General features: G+C 69.7%; 13 protein-coding genes and 1 pseudogene. 5 read left to right on the forward strand and 9 right to left on the reverse strand.

Annotated elements, in window-relative coordinates; genetic code table 11:
- The 4 genes from WC555_RS14055 to WC555_RS14070 all read right to left on the reverse strand — a co-directional run.
- The coding region (locus tag WC555_RS14055; protein WP_373254526.1) for a hypothetical protein at positions 1-330 on the reverse strand (330 nt) is incomplete at its 3' end.
- A gap of 203 nt (positions 331-533) precedes the next feature.
- Positions 534-797, reverse strand: a complete 264-nt coding sequence (locus tag WC555_RS14060; protein ID WP_373254529.1) for a hypothetical protein — start codon at positions 795-797, stop codon at positions 534-536.
- A 212-nt stretch (positions 798-1,009) separates the two neighbouring features.
- The gene (locus WC555_RS14065; protein ID WP_373254530.1) at positions 1,010-1,852 is read right to left on the reverse strand and encodes a haloacid dehalogenase-like hydrolase; all 843 of its coding nucleotides are present in this window, start codon (positions 1,850-1,852) and stop codon (positions 1,010-1,012) included.
- 116 nt (positions 1,853-1,968) lie between these two features.
- Entirely contained in the window at positions 1,969-4,293 is a 2,325-nt protein-coding gene (locus WC555_RS14070; protein ID WP_373254532.1) for an ATP-binding protein, read from the reverse strand.
- A 153-nt stretch (positions 4,294-4,446) separates the two neighbouring features.
- Here WC555_RS14070 and WC555_RS14075 point away from each other — a divergent pair, with 153 nt between their 5' ends.
- The gene (locus tag WC555_RS14075; protein ID WP_373254534.1) at positions 4,447-4,854 is read left to right on the forward strand and encodes a metallopeptidase family protein; all 408 of its coding nucleotides are present in this window, start codon (positions 4,447-4,449) and stop codon (positions 4,852-4,854) included.
- On the opposite strand, the gene WC555_RS14080 is transcribed toward WC555_RS14075, so the two are convergent.
- On the reverse strand, positions 4,851-5,492 hold the full coding sequence (locus tag WC555_RS14080) for a DUF6796 family protein (RefSeq protein WP_373254536.1): 642 nt from the start codon (positions 5,490-5,492) through the stop codon (positions 4,851-4,853). The two genes, WC555_RS14075 and WC555_RS14080, sit on opposite strands and share 4 nt — an antisense overlap.
- 150 nt (positions 5,493-5,642) lie before the next feature.
- On the opposite strand from WC555_RS14080, the gene rlmN reads away from it, so the two are divergent.
- The 3 genes from rlmN to WC555_RS14095 all read left to right on the forward strand — a co-directional run bounded on the left by rlmN (position 5,643) and on the right by WC555_RS14095 (position 8,224).
- A complete protein-coding gene (rlmN, locus tag WC555_RS14085) occupies positions 5,643-6,836 on the forward strand; it encodes a 23S rRNA (adenine(2503)-C(2))-methyltransferase RlmN (protein WP_373254538.1) in 1,194 nt (397 codons plus the stop codon).
- 109 nt (positions 6,837-6,945) lie between these two features.
- Positions 6,946-7,389 (forward strand): DUF350 domain-containing protein, encoded by a 444-nt coding sequence (locus WC555_RS14090; RefSeq protein WP_373254540.1) that lies wholly within the window; start codon positions 6,946-6,948, stop codon positions 7,387-7,389.
- A 4-nt stretch (positions 7,390-7,393) separates the two neighbouring features.
- On the forward strand, positions 7,394-8,224 hold the full coding sequence (locus tag WC555_RS14095; protein ID WP_373254543.1) for a serine protease: 831 nt from the start codon (positions 7,394-7,396) through the stop codon (positions 8,222-8,224).
- 130 nt (positions 8,225-8,354) lie between these two features.
- Here the strand turns inward: WC555_RS14095 and WC555_RS14100 are convergent, their stop codons facing one another.
- From WC555_RS14100 to WC555_RS14115, 4 genes are all read right to left on the reverse strand, one after another.
- Positions 8,355-11,195, reverse strand: coding sequence for a M16 family metallopeptidase (locus tag WC555_RS14100; RefSeq protein ID WP_373254545.1), 2,841 nt, complete (start codon positions 11,193-11,195; stop codon positions 8,355-8,357).
- Between the two features lie 139 nt (positions 11,196-11,334).
- Positions 11,335-12,222 (reverse strand): hydrogen peroxide-inducible genes activator, encoded by an 888-nt coding sequence (locus tag WC555_RS14105; RefSeq protein WP_373254552.1) that lies wholly within the window; start codon positions 12,220-12,222, stop codon positions 11,335-11,337.
- A 98-nt stretch (positions 12,223-12,320) separates the two neighbouring features.
- A complete protein-coding gene (katG, locus tag WC555_RS14110) occupies positions 12,321-14,564 on the reverse strand; it encodes a catalase/peroxidase HPI (protein WP_373254548.1) in 2,244 nt (747 codons plus the stop codon).
- Positions 14,565-15,252: 688 nt separating this feature from the next.
- The gene (locus WC555_RS14115; protein WP_373254551.1) at positions 15,253-16,029 is read right to left on the reverse strand and encodes an EcsC family protein; all 777 of its coding nucleotides are present in this window, start codon (positions 16,027-16,029) and stop codon (positions 15,253-15,255) included.
- A 136-nt stretch (positions 16,030-16,165) separates the two neighbouring features.
- Here WC555_RS14115 and WC555_RS14120 point away from each other — a divergent pair.
- Positions 16,166-16,444, forward strand: a pseudogene (locus WC555_RS14120) (malate dehydrogenase); the annotation flags it as partial.

Raw genomic sequence — 16,444 nt, forward strand, 5'->3', positions numbered from 1 at the left:
ACGGCGCTCGGTCTCGGTGGTCGTGGTTCCGGCGGCGGCCGGCGCCTGGGCGTTCGGCGCCGCGGTTCCGTCCGACAGGGTCGCGCCGGAGGCCGGCGCCATGGTCTGGCCGCCCGTGCTCGCGCGCGATCCCGAGGCGGACCCGCCCGCGTTCGCGCCCGAGGCCGTCCCGCCGGTCGAGCCGTCGGCGCTCGTGGCCGCGGCGTCCACAGCGGCGCCCGAAGCTTCGGCGGCTTCGGTCGAGGCCTCGGTCTTATCTTCGGCGGGCTTGTTGCAGGCGGACAGGGTGAAGGCTGCGGCGGCGGCGATGATCAGGGCGGCGGTTCTCATGGGCTGAATCCTTGCGGCTGGGGCGGTGGGTCCCGACCATCAGGATGCCGACCGCCAAGCTTGTTGCACAGGTCAAATCCCCCCGGGCGACCGATGTTCCCGCACCGGGCCAAAGGGACGAAACCGGGCGCAAGAAAAAAGGGCCGCCCGTGAGGGCGACCCTTTCCTTCAACGAGGCCCGAAGGCCCGTGTTGATGTCGCTCTTAGTGAGCGGCTTTTTCTTCAGCAGCCGGGGCAGCCGGGGCCATGGCGGCGTCGGCGGCCGGAGCAGCAGCGGCGTCGGCAGTGGCGGCAGCGGCGGTCGCGTCAGCGGCGGCAGCGTCGGCGGTCGCGGCAGCGTCCGTGGCGGTGTCGGCGGCGGCGGTGGCGTCGGCCGAAGCTTCAGCGGCCTTGTCTTCAGCGGCGGGTTGGCAAGCAGCCAGGGCCAGAGCGGCGGCCGAAGCGGCGATCAGAGCGGTGATGCGCATGGTTTTTCTTCCTTCAGAAGGTCACACGAGGTCATGAATCCTCGCAATCCCGGAGATAACGGATTCGTGAGCGGGAGCGCAAGCGAAATTCTCACGCATTCGTGAACCCCTGTGACGCAACCTATCCCTCAGTGAGCGCAGGCCTCGCCGAGACCCCGTTCCGGCTTGGGCGCCAATCGGTGATCCCGCGTGACCCGCCCGTGGTTTCGGGCTCAGCGGTCGGCCGGCATCCGCCCCGCATTGACCGCGATCCGCCCGATCAGCCCCTTGACGATCAGATCGACGGGGGAACCCTCGCGATAGTCGGCGGCGGCGACGAAATTGACCCGGTCCTCGGAGATCAGGCGGTGGATCTTCGTCGTGTCGCGCGGCGTGGTCTCGGGATCGTAGACGGCGATCGAGAAGCCGCCCTTGGTGTGCATCATCTTCATGGTCGGCACGTCGGTGTCGCCGTCGCCGAGGAAGATCATCCGCTCGAACGGGATCGGCCGCTCGTCGTCCGGGATGAAACGGTTGATGCGCTCGTCGTCCCAGTGGTTGAACACGCCCTTGTTGATGCGGAAGAGGTACTGGGTCTTGGTCGTGTAGTTGACGCCCACCGCCGGCCAGATGGCCACGTCCTCGTCGTCATAAACGTATTTCGAGGCGTAGACGTGCTTGAACGCCTTCGCGATCGGGCAGCCCTCGATCATCTCCGTCAGCCCGGCCGAGATGATGTAGTGCTCGATCTCGAGCCCGAACTGGTCGCCGAAGGCGTCCATCCGCTCGAACCAGCTCATGTCGCGCAGACCCTCGAACAGGGCCACGTCCTGACCGTGGTCGCGCAGCGCCTGTTTCGTCACCGGCTGACCGTTGTCGCGCGCGGCCTGCAGCATCATCTGCATATACATCAGGATGCCGTCGCCATCGGCCTTCTGCGTCTGCGGGAAGACGCTGTCCCAGAACTGTTTCGGCGTCATACCGATCGACGGAATGAAGCTGACCTCCTGCATGTTGCCGCGCGCCAGGGTGCCGTCGAAGTCGTAGATCAGCGCGGTCTTGAGGCGTTTGGCCATGGCGGGTCCGGCGACGGTGGCGAAGGAGTGATTAGTGGCTAGTGATTAGTGATTGGGGTGTCAAAGCGGCCTGGATCGTCGCCAATCACTAACCACCAATCACTAACCACCCGATTCTACCCGAGCCGCAACTCCGGCGCCGCCGCCACCACCGCCGCCTCCAGCGGCAGGTGCAGGATGAAGGCGGCGCCCTTGCCGGGCTCGCTCTCGACCTCGGCCCAGCCGCCGTGCAGCTCGACCAGCGCCTTGACCAGGGCCAGGCCGACGCCCGGTCCGCCGCGCTCGCGCCGCACGAAGCGGTCGAAGACGTGGGCCTGCAGGTGATAGGGAATGCCCCGGCCGCTGTCCTCGACGCGGACGCGGACCTCGGAGCTCGTGGCCTCGGCGGTCAGGGTCACGGCCCCGCCCTCCGACACGGCGCGGGCGGCGTTGTCCAGCAGATGCTCCAGCGCCTGCCCCACCCTCTGGGCGTCGGCGCGGATCGGCCGCAGCCCCGTCGGGCAGGTCACGGTCAGGGTCGCGCCGCGGCCCTCGATCCGGGCCCGCGACTTCTCCGCCGCGTCATCCAGCAGGTCGCTGACCCGCACGTCGCCCAGCGTCAGCTCCATCTCGCCGGCGTCGATCTGGGCCATGTCCAGCACGTCGTCGATCGATCCGGCCAGCTGGCTGGCGGCGACGCGGATGGCCCCCGCGTGCTGGCGGCTCCGTTCGGGCAGATCGGCCTGCATCTCCAGCAGTTCGGAATAGCCGACGATGGTCGTCAGCGGCGTGCGCAGCTCATAGGAGACGCTGCCGACGAACTCGCGCTTCAGCGCCGTCGATTCCTCCAGCGCCTGGGCCTTGGCGGCCAGGGCCTGTTCCAGTCCGCGTTGCGCCGTCACGTCCGAGAAGGCCACCAGGGTCGCGCCGTCCGGCAGCGGCCGGGTCAGCCAGGAGGCGATGCGGCCGTCCGTCGTCCGCCCCTCGCCCGCGATCGGCACCCGGCTTTCGGGATCGGGATCGGCGACCCGCGCCTTCAGCCCCAGCCACAGGGCCGGATCGGGCATGGTCGACTGGCACAGGGCGGCGACGGCGTCGAAATCCCCCGCCGCGTCGATGGCCTCGCCGCTCAGCCCCCAGAAGTGGTCGAACGCTTCGTTGTGCAGGCGGATGCGGCCGTCGGAGCCGAACACGGCGACCGCGTCGCTCAGCTTGTCCAGCGTCGCCGTCTGCACCTGGATCTGGGCGTTGAACCGGCTGCGCAGCTTCAGCTCGTCGGTGATGTCCGAGAACAGCAGCAGCACCCCGCCCAGCGGGTGGGGCTGGCGCACGACCCGCAACGTCCGCCCGTCCGGCAGGGACCAGCTGTCGTCGGGCGCCGCTTCCGAGGCGCCGTAGAAGTCCAGCTCATGGGCCTTCCAGCCGGCGTAGTCGATGACCTCGGGCAGCAGCCGCCGCTGGCGCAGCTTGTCCAGCAGCTCGGCGTGGGTCGGGCGCTCGTCCAGCCAGGCCGGATCGATGTTGAACAGGGTCTGGAAGGCGGTGTTGTGGAAGGCCAGCCGCTTCGACGGACCGAAGATCGCCACCGCGTCGGCCAGATGGTTCAGCGTCTCGTCATGGGCCTCGACGTGGCGGCGCAGGGTGTCGCGCGTCTCCTCGGCCTCGGTCATGTCGAGGGCGAAGGCCAGCACCGCGCCGGCCCCGCCCTGCACCGGCTCGGCGACGATCCGCCACGCCCGCCGCCGCCCCCCGCCCGTGGTCCAGCGGAAGCCGTCCTGATGCTGACGGGTGCGGCCCGCCTCGGCGACGATGGCGTCGGCTCCGCGATCGAAGCTCAGCCCCTTTTCGCGCGCCGCCTCGACGCTGTCGGCCTTCATCTCGGTCAGCCACGCCTTGTTGGCCCAGGCCAGCCGCCCGGTCGCATCGGTGATCCAGGTCGGGGCCGGATAGGAGTCAGCCAGCAGGCCCAGCCCGCTCTCGGTCGCCGTGCCCACCAGTCCCAGTCGTGAGACTTTCAGCCAGGCGGCGCCCGCGGACGACCGGCCCTCGACCGCCCACGCCCCGCCCACGCCTTCCAGCACGGCGTCGAAGGCCTCGCCCTGGTCGATCAGGGCGTCCAGCCGCGGCCCCGCCGCCTCGCGCACGGCGTCGAGCACGACCAGGGATGGGTCGCCGGGTTCCTCGCCGTCAGCCGCCAGGTCGCGGACCACCGTGTCCCAGGCCGACTGCGCGCCCAGCCGCCGGGTCCGCCCGTCGGGCCCCAGCGCCAGCCGCACGTCCTCGAACGCCGCCAGGGCGCCGTCGCAGTCGGCCAGATCGGCGCGGGTTCGGGCCAGGTCGGACTCGGCCATACGGTGGCGGACCGCCAGCCGGCCGCGCAGCCGGGCCGCCCAGGCGCTGAGCGCCAGGGCCAGCCCCGCGGCGCCCGCGGTCGCGACATAGGCGATGTCGGCCTCGGCCATCGGTTTCGTTCAGCTCCCGCCCTGATTCGGTAACCATACCTGATGAGGGGCGAGGGACTAGGGATTAGGGATGAGGGATGAGGTTTTGGGCGCCGGGCCCGGCGGGATCGAGGCCTTCCCAACCTCATCCCCAATCCCTAATCCCTCATCCCCATGACCGACTGGACCGACCAATCCGCCCCCTCGCTCGACGACTTCGCCCGGCTGGCCCGGGAAGCCTTCGACGCCCTGCCTGATCCGTTTCGCTCTCTGGCGGGCGAGGTGGTCATCCGCGTCGACGACTTCGCCGACGAGGAGACCCTGACCCTGATGGAGATCGAGGACCCGTTCGAACTGACCGGCCTCTACCACGGCGTCGACATCGGCCTGCGCGACCAGATGGGCCCGGCGGCCGAGCCGTCCCGCATCTTCCTCTACCGCCGCCCCATCCTCGACGAATGGTGCGAGCGCGGCGACGTCGGCCTGTCCGGGATCATCGCCCACGTCCTGATCCACGAGATCGGCCACCATTTCGGCCTCGACGACGACCGGATCCACCACATCGAGGACGCGGCGGACTAGGATTTCGGGCGAGCGGGCCGGACCAGCAGGCTCGCACCATAGAAGGCGGCGAAAGCCAGATTGAAGCCGCCGCCGACCACGGCAGCGCCCAGTGGGGCGGGAAACCATGTGGCGGTGGAGAACAGCAGATAGAGAGCGCCCGGACTGATCACTGCGAAGGCGCGAGGCCATGCAGACCGCCCCGAAGCGACGACCGCGAACAGCAGGATCGACGTCGGCGCGCCGACGATGCCACCGATCAGGAAATGAAGGTCGAGGTAACGCCCGACGGCGCTCGCGGCTGCCTCTCCGGTCCCGGCCGCCAGAGCGAAGGCGCCCCAAACGGCGTGGGTTGCGGTGGCGATGATCGCGACAAGAAGAAAGCCAGCCGTCACGGCGCCTCTGAGCCATGGCGCCGTTGGCGACAGGCGCCCCCAAACGTGCAGCACGCCCAAGCTATAGCCCAGACCCCCAAGGATGGAGGTCAAGCCGCCCAGGGTCAGCCGGAACGGGTCTGCGCCGCGCACCTCCGCCATTGTTCCCGTCAGCGCGTCTGCGCCGGAGCCCCACTGGCCGTAAAACAGCATGTCCCCGACGAACAGGAGACAGGCCCCCGCCAGCCCCGCAAAAGCGGCGAACCTCACGCGTTCTTCCGTCATCCCGCCTTGCCCCCTTCGATACGGCAGCTTCGAACAGGCAGGGGCGCGGGGCAAGGCGCCGTGCTCGCAACGACGCCGCGCGCCCCCCCGCCTTAAATCCTGCCCGATCTGTGGTATAAGCCCCGCCTCCCTCTCCTGCAGGACTGACCCTTGAGCCTCACGCTCGACCTTTCGCGCACGCCAAACGCCCTGGCTGCCGCCGACAAGCCGGCGGTTCCCGTCAACCTCTCGGGGCTGACGCGCGCGGGTCTGCGCCAGGCGCTGATCGACGCCGACATCTGCCCGCCCGAGAAGGCGAAGATGCGCGCCAGTCAGGTCTGGGGCTGGATCCATCACTACGGCGTCACCGACTTCACCGCGATGAGCAACATCGCCAGGGACACCCAGGCGAAACTGGCCGAGGCCTTCACCCTCGCCCGCCCCGAGATCGTCGAGCGGCAGGTGTCGAAGGACGGCACCCGCAAATGGCTGATCCGCACGGCCCCGGGCATCGAGATCGAGACCGTCTACATCCCCGACGTGGGCCGCGCCGGCGCCCTGTGCGTCTCGTCCCAGGTCGGCTGCACCCTGAACTGCACCTTCTGCCACACCGGCACCCAGAAGCTGGTCCGCAACCTGACCGCCGCCGAGATCGTGGCCCAGGTCCAGGTCGCCCGCGACGACCTCGACGAATGGCCGTCCCCGAAAGAGGACCGCCGCCTGTCCAACATCGTCTTCATGGGCATGGGCGAGCCGCTGTACAATCTCGACCACGTCGCCGACGCGATCGACATCATCTCGGACAACGAGGGCATCGCCCTGTCGCGCCGCCGGATCACCGTCTCGACCTCGGGCGTGGTGCCGCAGCTGGACGCGCTGGGCACCCGTACCCAGGCCATGCTGGCGATCAGCCTGCACGCCACCAACGACGCCCTGCGCGACGTGCTGGTGCCGCTGAACAAGAAATACGACCTGGCCCAGCTGATGGCCGGCATCCGCGCCTATCCGGGCCTCTCCAACGCCCGCCGCGTGACCTTCGAATACGTCATGCTGAAGGGCGTCAACGACAGCCCAGAAGAGGCCCGCGCCCTGCTGAAGCTGATCGAGGGCATCCCGGCCAAGGTCAACCTGATCCCGTTCAACCCGTGGCCCGGCACGGACTACGAATGTTCGGACTGGAAGACGATCGAGCGCTTCGCCGCCATCCTCAACAAGGCCGGCTACGCCTCGCCCATCCGCACCCCGCGCGGCCGCGACATCCTGGCCGCCTGCGGCCAGCTGAAGTCCGAGAGCGAAAAGGTTCGCGCCTCGGCCCTGCGCCGGGTCGAACAGGCCACGGCCGCGGGCGCCGTCGAGGCCGCCTAACCTCCGGTTACATCGCGACAAGATTCTTGATCCGGTGTGTCGCCGCAGCGCTTGCGGATTGGGGCGAAAACCGGGCAATCGTCAGGGATCGTCTGACCCCCGGATCAACATGGACTCCTCGTCCCTCTCCACCGTTCTCGAAAGCGCCGAGGTCCAGGCCTTCGCGACCGGCTTCCCGACCACCATGGCGCACCTGGGCGTGACCCTGGCCCTGATGGTCGGCGGCGCGATTCTCTATGCGATGCTGACGCCGTGGAAGGAGATCACCCTGATCCGTCAGGGCAACGCCGCCGCGGCCGTGGCCTTCTCCGGCGTGCTGGTGGGTCTGGCCATCCCCCTGGCGGTCAGCCTCAGCGTCTCCACCTCGGTCAAGGACATCGCCCTGTGGGGCGTCGCCACCGTGGTCATCCAGCTGCTGTCGTTCCGCCTCGTCGACATGATCCTGACCGGACTGCCCCAGCGCATCCGCGAGGGCGAGGTCGCCGCCGCCGTCCTGCTGGTCGGGGCCAAGCTGTCGACCGCCCTGATCCTCGCCGCCGCCCTGACGGGCTGACGCCATGGCCTTCCCCCGCCCTCCCGACTGGGTGATCTATTCGGCGGTTCTGGGCGGCCTGTTGATCCTGTCCCTGAGCCGTCGCGAAAACGCCGATGCGCCCCCGGCGCCGCCCGCGCCGGACGAGATCGAAGGCGCCCTGCTGGGCCCCGTGACCCCGTTCGACCCCGCCGTCACCGTCCACGCCCCGGACATCCCGTTCCAGCCGGCGTCCGGCACGGCCTTCTCGATCTCGCGCGACGGCCGCTGGGTCACCGCGCGCCATGTGGTCGAGGGCTGCCGCCGGCCGGCCATCCTCGTCGGCGGCGGCCGCGCCGTCGCCGCCGACGTGCGGCTGGCCCCGCGCGCCGACATCGCCGTTCTGATCACCCAGGGCGGCTCCGACGCCGTGCCCGTGGCCAGCGTCCACAGCCTGCGCGCCGGCCAGCGCGCCTTCCATCCCGGCTTCCCCCAGGCCCGGGCGGGCGAGGTCACCTCGCGTCTGCTCGGCCGCGAGACGCTGAAGGTGCGCGGCCGCGGCCAGCGCGACGAACCCATCCTGGCCTGGGCCGAGGTCGGTCGCACCGAAGGTCTGGGCGGCACGCTCGCGGGTCTGTCGGGCGCTCCCGTGCTGGACCGCCAGGGCCGCGCCATCGGCGTCACCATCGCCGAGAGCCCGCGCCGGGGCCGCATCTACACCACCTCGCCCGACACCTTCGGCCCCGCCGTCCGCGGCGTGCAGAAGGCCGACGAGCCCCTGACGGGCCGCACCGTCACCGTCGACAACTACGGCCTCGTCGCCGACGACCTGCGCCGCGAACTGCGGGTCGCGCAGGTGGTGTGCCTGTCGGCCTGACGTTCTCCCTCCCCTTTATGGGGAGGGATGTCGGCGCGAAGCGGCGACAGGGTGGGGCAAGTCTGGACAATTCCCCACCCGGTCGCTGCGCGACCACCCTCCCCATAAAGGGGAGGGAGAGCGTTGCGCCCTACTTCAGCGCCGCGCTGTCGAGGTTCAGCTCCGACAGCGGAATGACCTCGACGTTCGGGTGTTTCGCGCGCAGGGCGTCGAGGAATTTCGACGCGTCGCCGACGATGACCACGCTGGACCGGTCGACCGGAACATTGCGGGCGAAGGCGGCCTGGACGTCGGCGGCGTCGACGCCTTCGACATTGTTCACATAGGCGGCCAGATCGCTCATCGGCAGATCGTACAGCGCCAGGCCGGCGACCAGCCCGCCCAGACCGTCCACCGTCTCCAGCGAGTCGCTGAAGGCGCCGGTCAGGATGGCGCGGCGGGTGGTCATCTCCTGCTCGGTCGGGACCGTCGAGCCCAGTCGGGCGACCTCGGCCAGGATCAGATCCACCACCTCGGGCGCGGCGTCGTTGCGCGTCTGGGCCGAGGCGACGAAGGCCCCCGTATCCCGCCGGACGCCCAGCGACGAGCGTGTCCCATAGCTGAGACCGCGCTTGATGCGGATCTCCTGATTGAGGCGCGAGGTGAAGCTGCCGCCCAGCAGGGTGTTGCCCAGGGTGAGGGGGAAGTAGTCGGGCGTGGCCCGCGGCGCGCTGCGCATGGCCACCGCCACCGCCGCCTGTCCGGCGCCCGGCTGGTCGATGACGATGACGCGCGGCGCCACGGTCTGGCCGGCCGGCGATTCTGTGGCCGCGGCGGCCGCTCCCGCCGGAGTCCAGTCGCCGAACGCCGACTGCGCCAGGGTCCGGGCCTGCTCCGGCGTGATGTCGCCCGAGAACACCAGGGTGGCGGCCTCCGGACGATACCGCGCCGCGTGGAAGGCGACGATGTCCTCGCGCGTGATCGCCGGCAGGGAGGTCACCGTGCCGACGCCCGGCGCGCCATAGGGCGCATTGCCGTAGACGGCCCGCCCGACCGCCTGGTTCAGCACCTGGCCGGGCGTGCTCAGCGCCACCTTCAGACCGTCGAGGGTCTGGGTGCGCTGACGCTCCAGCTCTTCGTCGGCGAAGGCCGGATTGCGCACCAGATCGGCCATCAGGGCGACCGCCTGCGGGAAGACATTGGCCGGGGCGTTGGCGAAGACATTGGTGAAGTCCGGGCCGGCTCCGGCGCCGACATTGGCGCCCAGCTGTTCGATCTCCGTCGCGATCTGCGGCGCCGAGCGCGTCGCCGTGCCCTGGGTCAGCAGGTTGGCGGTCAGGCCGGCGGCGCCGGCCTTGCCCGCGGCCTCATCGGCCGAACCGGCGTCGAAGCCGAGGCGCGCCGAAACCAGCGGCAGGCCGCTCTTCGGGGCCACCAGCACGCGCATCCCGTTGTCGAGCCGGAAGTCGGCGATGGCCGGCGTCGCGGGCGACACCGCCGCGCCCGGCTGGGGCATGGCGGCGCGGTCGGCCTCGGGCAGCAGGGCGAAGATCTCGCCGACGGGGGCCAGGTCGGCGACCCGCACCGGCGCATCGACGGCCGTGTCCTGTTCGGTCGGCGGATGGGCCTCGTCGGCGGCCAGGTAACGGATGGTGACGCTGCGCTGCGGCGTCAGATAGCGCCGGGCCACGCGCTGGACGTCGGCGGCGGTCACCGCCTGGATGTCGGCGATCTCGCGGTCGGCGACCGAGGCGTCGCCATTGGTCCCGATCAGGGCCGAGCCCAGCACATTGGCGCGGTCGTCGATGGTCTCGCGCTGGCGCAGGGCGTCGGCGACCAGTTCGTTCCTGGCCTCGGCCAGCTCGGCCTCGGTCACCGGCGCGTCGCGGAAACGGGCGATCTCTGCGGCCAGGGCGGCGACGCCCTCGTCCGCGGTATGGCCGTCGGCCATGATGGCGAAGGCGGTCAGGGCGCCGGCCTGCTGTTTCATGTCGGGCGACGAGCCGATCTGGGCGGCGATTTCCTGCTCATAGACCAGCGACCGGTACAGGCGCGAGCTCTCGCCCGTGGACAGGATGCCGTCCAGCACGGTCAGCGCGGCGCGGTCCGGGTCGGCGTATTTCACCGTCGGCCAGGCCAGCATCACTGCGGGCAGCGGCACGTTCGGGGCGTAAAAGGTCACGTCGCGCGGGCCTGTCGGCTCGGGCTCGACCACATTGTTGGCCGGCAGCGGACGCTCGGGATTGGCGATGGGCGCGAAATACCGGTCGATCCAGGCGTCCAGCCGGGCCTGGTCGAAATTGCCCGCCACGATCAGATAGGCGTTGTCGGGCCGGTAGTAGGTGGCGTGGAAGCGCCGCACGTCCTCCAGCGTCGCCGCGTCCAGATCCTCGATCGAGCCGATGGTCGAGCGGCGATAGGGGCTTTCCTGATAGACGGTGGCCGGTTCGAACAGGCCGAACAGCCGTCCGTACGGGCTGGCCAGAATGCCCTGCCGGTACTCTTCCTGCACCACGGCGCGTTCGGATTTGAACACGTCGTCGCCGACGACCAGCGAACTCATCCGGTCGGCCTCGGCGAACAGCAGCCGCTGCAGGTGGTTGGCGGGAATGGTCTCGTGATAGGCCGTCACATCGTCCGAGGTGAAGGCGTTGTTGTTGCCGCCGACGTCCTCGGTCAGCCGGTCGAAGGTCTCGTCGGGGAAATTCTTCGTCGCCTTGAACATCAGGTGTTCGAACAGGTGGGCGAAGCCCGAGCGTCCGGCCGGATCGTCCTTGGACCCGACCTTGTACCAGACCTGCACCGTGACATTGGCCGTCGATGCATCGCGCGCCGTGTAGACCTTCAGGCCGTTCGGCAGGGTCCGCTCCGCGAAGCCCAGCGGCGGCACCGCGACGGCGGCGGTCGCGGTCTGCGCCATGACGGGCGCGGCGACCGGCAGGCCGAGCAGCAGGGCCGAAACGGCGGCGGTCAGGATCAGGCGGGACTTCATGGACGCGGGCTCCGAACGCCCGACGCGCGCGGGCCGCCGGACCCTATCAGGGCCCAAACCCGGCGCACCTTACGGACTCGTAATGTCACACCCCTCTCCGTGCATCCCGACTTTCGCCGGGATGAGCGGCCGGGGGTAGTCAGTCCAGGGTCAGCGCCTCGGCCAGCAGCTTCGCCTCGGCGGCGCGGCTGGAGCCGGTGCGCCAGGCCACGACGATCTCGCGGCGCGGAGCCTTGGCCGAGATCGAACGGACCACCACGCCGGGCATGTCGGCGAGGCCCGCCCGCACCGCCATCTCGGGCAGGAAGCTGACGCCCAGCCCCGCCGACACCATCTGCACCAGGGTGTGCAACGAGGTCGCGGCGAAGACGTCGTCGCCCTTGGGCGGGTCGATGTCGAAAGCGGCCAGCGCCTGGTCGCGCAGGCAGTGGCCGTCCTCCAGCAGGATCAGGTCCTCCGCCTTCAGCGATCCCGCCGGGATCGGGCCGGTCCCGGCCAGGGCGTGGCCGACCGGCGCGGCGGCCATGATTTCGTCGTCGCCGATGCGGGCGTGATCCACCCCGCTGGCGCTGTACGGCAGGGCGATCACCGCCGCGTCCAGCTGCCCCGCCTTCAGCGCCGCGATCAGGCGCGGCGTCAGGTCCTCGCGGATGAACAGCCGCAGGGCCGGCCAGGCCAGTTTGATCCCCGGCAGTTTGGCGGGCAGCAGGAAGGGGGCGACGGTCGGGATGACGCCCAGCCGGAACCGGCCCGACAACGGCTTGCCGGCGTTCTTGGCCGCCTCGACGAGGTCCTCGGTGCGGGCCAGCACGTCCTCCGCGCGGCGCACGGCCTCGGCCCCGACGGCCGTCAGCTGGACATTGCCGCGCGTCCGCTCGACCACCGGCGCGCCGAGAATCTTCTCCAGCTCCTGCACCCCGGCCGACAGGGCCGGCTGGCTGACGTGGGCCGCCTCGGCGGCGCGGCTGAACGAGGCGTGTTCGGCCAGCAGCTTGAGATACTGGAGCTGTCGCAGGGTGGGGAGCATGCGCCCGACATAGTCGGTAGCTATGCCGAAAGCCATACTCATTCACATATCCTATGCGGGCCCCTTCGCGGCCCGCAGGCCGCGAAGGTCCGTGGCGTCTAGGCCGCCGCCGCGCCGAACTCCTCGTTCAGGGTGATGTCGAAACGGTCGGCGTTCATCACCTTGGTCCAGGCGGCAACGAAGTCGCGGACGAATTTTTCGCCCGCGTCGGCCGAGGCGTAGACCTCGGACAACGCCCGCAGCTGCGAGTTGGAGCCGAACACCAGATCGGTGCGGGTGGCGGTCCACCGGTTCTCGCCGCTGATCCGGTCCGAGCCGACGAAGGTTTCGTCGCCGCTGTCGTCGACCTGTTTCCAGGCCGTCCGCATGTCCAGCAGGTTGACGAAGAAGTCGTTGGTCAGCTGGCCCGGCCGATCCGTCAGCACGCCGTTTTTCGACGCGCCATGGTTGGCGCCCAGGACGCGCAGCCCGCCGACCAGCACCGTCATTTCCGGCGCCGTCAGGCCCAGCAGCTGGGACCGGTCGACCAGCAGTTCCTCGGTCGGCACATTGAACCGGACCTGCAGATAGTTGCGGAAGCCGTCGGCCTTCGGCTCCAGCACCGCGAAGCCCTCGACGTCCGTCTGCTCCTGGCTGGCGTCGGTCCGGCCCGGGGTGAAGGGAACCTCGATCGGATGGCCGCCGGCCCGGGCCGCCTGTTCGATCCCGACGCCGCCGCCCAGAACGATCAGATCGGCGATGGAGACGTTCAGGCCCGACTCGGCCTTGATCCGCTCATAGGTCTCCAGCACCTTCGACAGCTTGTGCGGTTCGTTGACGTCCCAGCTGCGCTGCGGCTCCAGCCGCAGGCGGCCGCCATTGGCCCCGCCGCGATGATCCGAGCCGCGATAGGTCGCCGCCGCGGCCCAGGCCGTCGTCACCAGCTCGGCCACGGACAGGCCCGAGGCCGCGATCCGGTCCTTCAGCGTCCGGATGTCGGCCGCGCCGATGACCGGGCCGACCTGCGCCGGGATGGGGTCCTGCCAGATCAGATCCTCGGCCGGGACTTCCGGCCCCAGGTAGCGGACCTTCGGCCCCATGTCGCGATGGCACAGCTTGAACCAGGCGCGGGCGAAGGCGTCGGCGAAATGGGCCGGGTCGGCGCGGAACCGCTCCATGACCTTGCGGTATTCCGGATCGACCTTCATCGCCATGTCGGCGGTGGTCATCATCGTCGGCACGCGCTTGCCGGGCGTGTGGGCGGCGGGGGCCAGGGTGTCGTCCGGATCGCCCACCGGGTGCCACTGCTTCGCGCCGGCCGGGCTGCGGGTCAGCTCGTACTCGTGGTCCAGCAGCATGTTGAAATAGTCCATGTCCCAGGTGGTCGGCGTGGGCGTCCAGGCGCCCTCGATCCCCGAGGTGATGGTGTGGTCGCCGATCCCGCTCTCGTGGCCGGAGATCCAGCCGAGGCCCTGCTGGGCGATGTCCGCCCCTTCCGGGCTGACCCCGACCAGCTTGGCGTCGCCCGCGCCGTGGGCCTTGCCGAAGGTGTGGCCGCCCGCCGTCAGGGCCACCGTCTCCTCGTCATTCATCCCCATGCGGGCGAAGGTCTCGCGGATGTCGCGGGCCGACTGCAGGGCGTCCGGCACGCCGCCGGGGCCCTCGGGGTTCACATAGATCAGTCCCATCTGGATCGCCGCCAGCGGGCTCTCCAGCGCCATCTCCTTGTCGGGCTGGATGCGGGTCTCGTTGCCTTCCTCGCCGACCCAGTGCTCCTCGGTGCCCCAGTAGACGTCCTTCTCGGGCTCCCAGACGTCGGCGCGGCCGCCGCCGAAGCCGAACACGGGCCCGCCCATCGACTCGATGGCGACATTGCCGGCCAGGATCATCAGATCGGCCCACGACAGCTTGGCCCCGTATTTCTGCTTGATCGGCCACAGCAGACGCCGCGCCTTGTCGAGGTTGCCGTTGTCCGGCCAGCTGTTCAGCGGGGCGAACCGCTGCTGCCCCGAGCCGGCCCCGCCGCGCCCGTCGCCGGTGCGATAGGTGCCGGCCGAGTGCCAGGCCATGCGGATGAAGAAGGGGCCGTAGTGGCCATAGTCGGCCGGCCACCAGGGCTGGCTGTCGGTCATCAGGGCGGTCAGGTCGCGTTTGACGGCCGCATAGTCCAGCGCCTTGAACGCCTTCGCATAGTTGAAGCCGTCGCCCATCGGGTCGCCGGTCCGGCCCTGCTGATGCAGGATGTCGACGGCGATCTGGTTCGGCCACCAGTCGCGGTTGGTCCGCCCGAGCAGGGACCGCAGCGCGGCCGGCTCCTTCTTCGGATCGTTGAGGGGGGTGGGTCCGCCGGCGTTTCCGTCCATGGTGTCCTCCTGCGCTCCGGGCGCGATTGAGGGGAGCCTAGGCCCGTACGGACGGAAAGGAAAATCGATAAACTTTGTCGTCGGAAGCAGATGAAGTTATCGAAAAACGGATGGGGCCCCGCGGAAACATACTCGAAATAGCGGGCTCCCTGAATCTCGGCCGAGCTCCGCGCAGAGAGGGCGATGACCGCGCCCAAAACGCCTGTTTGGCTGACGCTAGCAGCCGTGCGTAGCGCAGACACAACATCTAGGGGGTGCCTGGCGCGCACCCGCAGCCTGTGGATATCCCCAGAGTTAATTGATTTAATTGGCATTTCGGCCCCACCGGGACTCGACGGGGCCGAAAAAATGGGCCTACACGGTATTGCGCGGACGATCGGGCGCATTTCCCGAGTCGTTGCGCGGCTGACTGACCCTCGCACGGTCTTTCAGCTGGCAGTCGCTAAAGTCGGTCGCGGCACAGGGGGCGGGTTTGGCTTACGCTGATCCCGCCCTCTCCTTGTTCGCTAGTAGCGAACCACCGTGTAATACACACAACGTTTTACGCACCGCAAGCGTATTGCTACGAAACTCCGTATGCGGTGGCGTTGACGCTGGCTTTAAAGCGGCTTTGGAAATGACGCTATTAGTGGCGGGTATAGCGGTGTCGAATTGAACCCTCCGTACTATACCTAAAGGTCCGATCAGCTCAGCCCGCCTCCCCCATCCACCGCATCCGGCAGGCCATCATCGCCGTCTCGCCCAGCCGGTCGACCAGCCGCCAGTTGACCACCGCCCCGATCGGCGCCCCGACCACGGGGATCAGCTGGGCCATCTTGGCCAGGTCGATGTAGTCCCGATACTCGATCTGGAATTTCCGCCAGTCGTAGTCGGTGATGGCTTCCGGCTGATCGATCCCCGCGATCCAGCGCTCCAGCTCGGCCAGGGCCTCGGGCCGCCGTTTCGCGCTGGCGAAGGCGAGGTGGAAGATGTGCAGCACGAACAGCCGCTCCCGCACCGACCCGCCGCCCCAGCCATAGGCGGCGACGACGTCGCCCAGCATCCGCACCTTGATCGCCATCAGGGCCGGAAAGTCCGCCGCCGCCAGCACGAAGCCGCCGGCGCCTGCCACCCCGCCCTCGACGCCGGCCGTGTTGCGATACCGCCGGATCATCGCCCGGGCCCGCAGCTCGCGCGCCGCCAGCGAACCGTCGCGCACGGGCTTCGCCTTCAGCAGGTCCGAGCCGAACAATATGCCCCTGGTCATGGCCTCGACGCCGGCGGTGATGATGAGGTGCACCCGCTCCGGTATGATCCGGTTGATCCGCTCCTGCGTCCCGCGCGTCGCCCTGTCCCACAGTCCCGGCCGCTTCAGCACCCTGGCCCGCCAGGCCGCGACCTCGGCGCGCACCGTCGTCTCGTCCACGACCGTGATCAGGCCGGACGGGATGTCTTCGACAGAGACGATCTCGGAAGGGCTGGCCATCGGGACTCCGGGTGACGCGGCGTTACGGTTGCAGGCGAAAGCGCGCGGGTCTAGACCGCCGCCACGGTTCCCTCCCCAACCTTGCACAGACGGCCTCAACTAGCGCGAAGCGCGATAGGCCAACGGAGAAGACTATATGGCTCGCGCGAAGATCGCCCTTATCGGCGCCGGCATGATCGGCGGCACCCTGGCCCACGTGGCGGCGCGTGAAGCGCTGGGCGACGTCATCCTGTTCGACATCGCCGAGGGCACGCCCCAGGGCAAGGCGCTGGACATCGCCGAGGCCACCGCCGTCATCGGCTCCGACGTCTCGCTGAAGGGCGCCAACGACTATGCCGACATCGCGGGCGCCGACGTCTGCATCGTCACCGCCGGCGTGCCGCGCAAGCCGGGCATGAGCCGCGACGACCTGATC

The sequence above is a fragment of the Brevundimonas sp. genome (assembly GCF_041648615.1).
Taxonomy (GTDB): domain Bacteria; phylum Pseudomonadota; class Alphaproteobacteria; order Caulobacterales; family Caulobacteraceae; genus Brevundimonas.